The organism is Arthrobacter sp. HMWF013, assembly GCF_003061105.1.
Taxonomy (GTDB): Bacteria; Actinomycetota; Actinomycetes; order Actinomycetales; family Micrococcaceae; genus Arthrobacter.
Genome location: NZ_QAIQ01000096.1, coordinates 1 through 4646, shown reverse-complemented (window position 1 = coordinate 4646; position 4646 = coordinate 1). Strand labels below are relative to the sequence as shown.

The 4646-nt window shown below is 62.5% G+C and carries 6 protein-coding genes; 4 read left to right on the top strand and 2 right to left on the bottom strand.

Annotated features, from left to right (window positions below; genetic code table 11):
• Positions 1 to 377: 377 nt before the first annotated feature.
• Positions 378 to 503, top strand: a complete 126-nt coding sequence (locus tag DBR22_RS24310; protein WP_258229041.1) for a hypothetical protein — start codon at positions 378 to 380, stop codon at positions 501 to 503.
• Between the two features lie 74 nt (positions 504 to 577).
• Positions 578 to 958, top strand: a complete 381-nt coding sequence (locus tag DBR22_RS04530) for a VOC family protein (protein WP_108597982.1) — start codon at positions 578 to 580, stop codon at positions 956 to 958.
• Positions 959 to 1049: 91 nt separating this feature from the next.
• Here the strand turns inward: DBR22_RS04530 and DBR22_RS04525 are convergent, their stop codons facing one another.
• The gene (locus DBR22_RS04525; RefSeq protein WP_108597981.1) at positions 1050 to 1454 is read right to left on the bottom strand and encodes a DUF5997 family protein; all 405 of its coding nucleotides are present in this window, start codon (positions 1452 to 1454) and stop codon (positions 1050 to 1052) included.
• On the opposite strand from DBR22_RS04525, the gene DBR22_RS04520 reads away from it, so the two are divergent.
• Together DBR22_RS04520 and DBR22_RS04515 are read left to right on the top strand one after the other, a co-directional pair.
• Positions 1417 to 2241, top strand: a complete 825-nt coding sequence (locus DBR22_RS04520; RefSeq protein ID WP_375134894.1) for a LysR substrate-binding domain-containing protein — start codon at positions 1417 to 1419, stop codon at positions 2239 to 2241. The two genes, DBR22_RS04525 and DBR22_RS04520, sit on opposite strands and share 38 nt — an antisense overlap.
• Before the next feature lie 335 nt (positions 2242 to 2576).
• Positions 2577 to 4139, top strand: a complete 1563-nt coding sequence (locus DBR22_RS04515) for an IclR family transcriptional regulator (protein WP_108597979.1) — start codon at positions 2577 to 2579, stop codon at positions 4137 to 4139.
• Between the two features lie 200 nt (positions 4140 to 4339).
• Here DBR22_RS04515 and DBR22_RS04510 read toward each other — a convergent pair.
• A partial coding sequence (locus DBR22_RS04510) for a dioxygenase family protein (RefSeq protein ID WP_441296236.1) occupies positions 4340 to 4646 on the bottom strand: 307 nt, incomplete at its 5' end.

Sequence of the window (4646 nt, the reverse complement as noted above, 5' to 3'; positions counted from 1 at the left end):
GGTGAGGGTTCGCTGACATCTGCACTGCCGGCATGTTCTTCAGAAGTCGCCGCCACTAGCCTGAATCATGGTCACGAGTCATCTGTTGCACAACGGCACGGAGACGCCATGACCCGCTCAACTTCGAAGTGGACCGGCATGGTGCGGGTCGACGACACTGCTCTGGCCGTCACCGATTCAGGTGGCTCCGGGACACCGGTGATCTACCTCAACGGCCAGTTCGCGACCCAGGGCTACTGGCGGCGGGTCATCGCCGAACTCGGGCCAGACTGGCGGCACATCACCTTCGATGAGCGGGCCCGTGGGCGCAAGTCGGGACGTTCGGGGGAACGTCGTTCGGCAGCAAGGGGGATGGGCAGGAGAAGATCCGCGCCAGCGTGCCTGCAGTTGCCGAACGCAACCCGCACATCACCATTCACGCCAAAGTCGCGAGCAATCACGGCGCGATCCTCCGCAAGGACTTCCGCGTGATCGCCGAGGCGGTCCGCGGCGTCGCCGGTTGAGGCAGAGCGTGACGTGGAATGGATGCGCTTCCCAAGCGCTTCTCACCCCGGAGGCCGCCCGGTACGTTGGGACCATGAGAATCAAGATGTGCAGCATCCATGTCCAGGATCCAGCCGCCGCCCATAAGTTCTACACCGAAACGCTCGGGTTCGACACACTGATGGCGATGCCCGAGTACAACCTCTACATCATCAAGGATCCCGGCGCTGACGCCGGCTCGGTGGGGCTGCTGCTGGAGCCCAGCGACAACCAGATCGGCGCGACCTATATGAATGCAGTCCACGAGGCGGGGCTTCCTGCGATCGTCTTCGGCGTTCCGGACGTCAAAGCCGAATATGACAGACTCACCGCCGCGGGCGTGAAGTTCAAGGGCGAACCGTCCGAGGACCCTTCCGGGATCAGCGCCGTGTTCGAGGACGGCTGCGGCAACTACGTGCAGCTGCACCAGGACTGACAACTCCGGACACAAACAGAGGCTTGTCTGTGGATCCTGACCCTGACGGTTCGGATCCGCGGACAAGCCTCGGTTCGCAGGTGGGCGGGGGCTACTCGGCCTGGCTGCGGGCCTTTTTCGCGTCCTTCTTGGCAGCCTCGTCCTTGACCCGCTGGGCTTCGGCGCGGACGGCCGCGTGCGTGGAGCGCTCGGTGACCAGCCACGCCGGGGGAGCCTGCAGCAGCGCGGTGATTTCCGCCGTCGTCAGCGCTTCCTCAACGCCGCCGCGGGCGAGGCCGCTGATGGAGACGTTCAGTTTCTGGGCCACCACCGGGCGGGGGTGCGGGCCGTTGCGGCGGAGCTCCACGAGCCACTCCGGCGGGTTGGACTGGAGCTCGGCGAAATCGGCGCGGGTGATGGTGGAATCCTGGAACTCCTGCGGTGTTGCCGGCAGGTAGATGCCAAGCTTCTTGGCAACGGTGGCCGGCTTCATGGACTGGGAGTTTGCAGAGGTCATGCTTCAAGGGTATCCGGGCGGGCGGTACTGTGAAGACGTGCCCGCAGACAATGATTCCCCGCAGAGCCCAGCCACCGACGAATCACCGGAGCAGGAGGCACCCCGCGTGCTCCGGTTCGCCTACGTGGCAGGTGTGACGCCAGGGAAGTGGATCCGCCGCTGGGAAGAGCGCGTGCTGGACATCCCGCTGGAGTCGTTTATGTCCGACGACGGCGCGCAGCTGTCCGTACTAACTGACGGTTCCGCGGACCTCAGCTTCGTCCGGCTTCCGATTGAGCGCGGGGACCTGAACGTGATTCCCCTCTACGAGGAACAGCCGGTGGTGGTGGCGCCCAAGGGCCACGAGATTTCGGTGTTCGAGGAAGTGGCCCTGGAAGATCTGGCTGCGGAGACGTTCCTGGACGTTGCGGACATGGGAGGCCCGGAAGCCGCAATGCAGGTGGTGGCCTCGGGAGCCGGCCTGGTGATCCTGCCGATGTCCGTTGCCCGGCACTTCAACGTCAAGGACACGGTGGCCCGCCGGCTGACAGGTGCGCCGGTGACCGAGATTGCGGTGGCGTGGCCCGCGGACTCCACTGACGAGATCATTGAGGAGTTCATCGGGATCGTCCGCGGACGGACGGCGGCGAGCTCCCGCCAGCCGTCCGCCCAGCAGGAAAAGCCCAAGAAGGAACCGAAGCCGGACCGGCGCGGGCCAGCGGTCAAGAAGCCCAAGGTGGCTCAGCGCTACGCCCCGAACCCGGATAAGGGCCGGGGCAAGGGCTCGCGGAAAAAGGGCAAGCGCTAAACCGTTGTTCGCCCTGAGATGCCATTCGGTCCTTCACTAAGGTCTGTCGAGAATACGCCCAACGAACCTTATGCTGACGCGCTGATTGACGGCTTCCTGACGTCAGGCTGGGGTGTACTTAAATTCTTGGCGTAGTGCCGTCGGCTGCGGCCGACGTCGCATATGATGGACAGGATGTTCGTGCAATACAATCAGCCTGTTTTGCTACCCTAGAATGGGGCCCCGGTTCAACCGCAGGTCTTCACTATGCGCAGAACTAGAAAGATGACGTCCTGCCCGGCTCCCTGGATTTACATCGCCTGTGGCCCGAGGAAGGTCGATTCGAGGGGTGCCACATGACGCAACCAGCCAAGCTGATTCAATTGGTTCTTAAAGCAACACAATTGGTGGATGAAGTATCTGCCCTCGGCCCCTCGACTCCTTCGGACCTGGCGAAAGCTGTCGACGAACCGCGGCCCTCGGTCTATAGGATCATCAGCTCCCTTGAACAGTCAGGGATTCTCCGCCGCGCCCCGGGAGGGCTCGTTGAACTTGGCACCGGGATCTTGCGGTTGGCGGAGGCGGCAACCGATGCTCTCCTCGATCATGAAGCCCTTAATACCCTGCTCGAAGGCATCCAGTCCGAGCTTGGTCTAACGGCCGCCCTCTGGATACCACGCAACGGGACCGCCGTCTGTCTGGAGCAGGTCGACTCGACGGAAGTCGATCTCCACGAGCTTTCATCTGGGCGGATCCTTCCACTCCACACCGGTGCCGCGTCCCATGTTCTCCTGGCATGGCAACCCCCCGAAGTTCTCGACGCGCTCCTTGCCCAAGCCCCCTATGTGAAATGGGCGTCAAGGACGCCCATTGACGCCGAAACACTCCGCCAGCTGGTCGCAGACACCAAACGTGAGGGCTGGAGAATGGAATCCAACGAGGTTGTCGACGGGATCGCAGCCCTAGGATTTCCCGTATTCAACGCGGACGGCAGCATCTTCGGTGCGCTGACAGCAGCAGGTCTGGTCGACCAAGTCGTCACCCAGCAGGAACAAACCAAGGTTGTTCTGGCGGCTGCCGCGCAGACTCTGACCGATCTCATGGCCGGATTCAAACCGGTCCGGACCGGCAACGAGTTCAATCCCCCCGAGTCGAACGAATCGGTATTGGCCAAGGCAAGCTCCCTCATGGATGCGTTGGCTGCCGAACGCCTCTCGACCTCCGCGAGGCTCGCCGACCTTACCGGCGAGCCGATCAGCTCCGTTTACCGCATGTTGGCAACTCTTGTTGAGACCGGTTGGATAGAACAGCTCGGCCACCGCGGTTCCTACCGAATCGGCAGCAAGATGATCTCCCTCGCGGGAAATCTGTTGAATCAACTCGACTTGCGGCGGGCTGCGCTACCCGTGCTCCGCGAAATCCACGATGCAATCGGGGAAACCGTCCTCCTATGCATCAAAAGCGGTACCCGTGCTGTGTGCATCGAGCGCATAGACGGTAAACGAGTGAACAGTCGCCGCTTGGCCATTGGAAGCTCATTGCCCTTGCATATCGGTGCTGCACCCCGCGCCTTGTTGGCCTTCGACACCGCGCAGTCCTGGGAGGAGTACGCTGCGGTCATGGGCCAGAGCTCGGATTTCAGTTTCGGCGTGCGATCCCGAGCGGAATTCTTCGGAAAGCTCAAAGAAATCCGCGAGGCCGGCTTCGCCCTCAGCGACGACGAAGTAACCTCGGGAATGGCCGCCGTTGGTGCCCCAATTTTTGACCACCGGGGCCACGTGATGGCGTCCCTATCGGTCAGCGGCCTCCGAGATGGCATCCTCCACCAACCGGATTCCTCACCGAGCATCATCGACTTGGCCTGCGATGGGGCACGACGGCTTTCAATCTATTTTGGTGCCCCAGAATCCTGCATCTAGCGGTCCACCTCACCCAACGCCAAGGAGCCAAGCCTGTCAGTGGAACCCAGATATATGTCCCTGTGGCGGCAGCCCAAGCCACGACGTCCTGTGTCAGGCGGGGGTGTGGTTGGATCTGGTATTCGTTGCAAAGCCAAAGTTTCCGGTGGATGCAGTATTGCACCCACCGGAAACTCTAAGAGCTGGTTTGCCGGTTCGCACTAGTCCGCGGCGGGCGGCAAAACGATGTCGAAGCGGGTCCGGGCCCAGGTGCGATCCGCGAGGTCGCGGCCGTCGGGAGTAGGGGTTCCGGCGTCCTGCTGGACGAAGTCCTTGATGAGGGACTCCTTGACACCGAACACGGTGTCGTATTTCAGTAGCTCGTCCCCGCATACGAAGATGTGGGTGACCAGTGTCCTGAGTCCGGGTTTGGTGACCATGAAGTGCAGGTGTGAAGCGCGCATGGGCGAGCGTCCCACTGCGGAGAGCATTTGCCCGACGGGACCGTCGTGGGGGATGGGGTAGGGG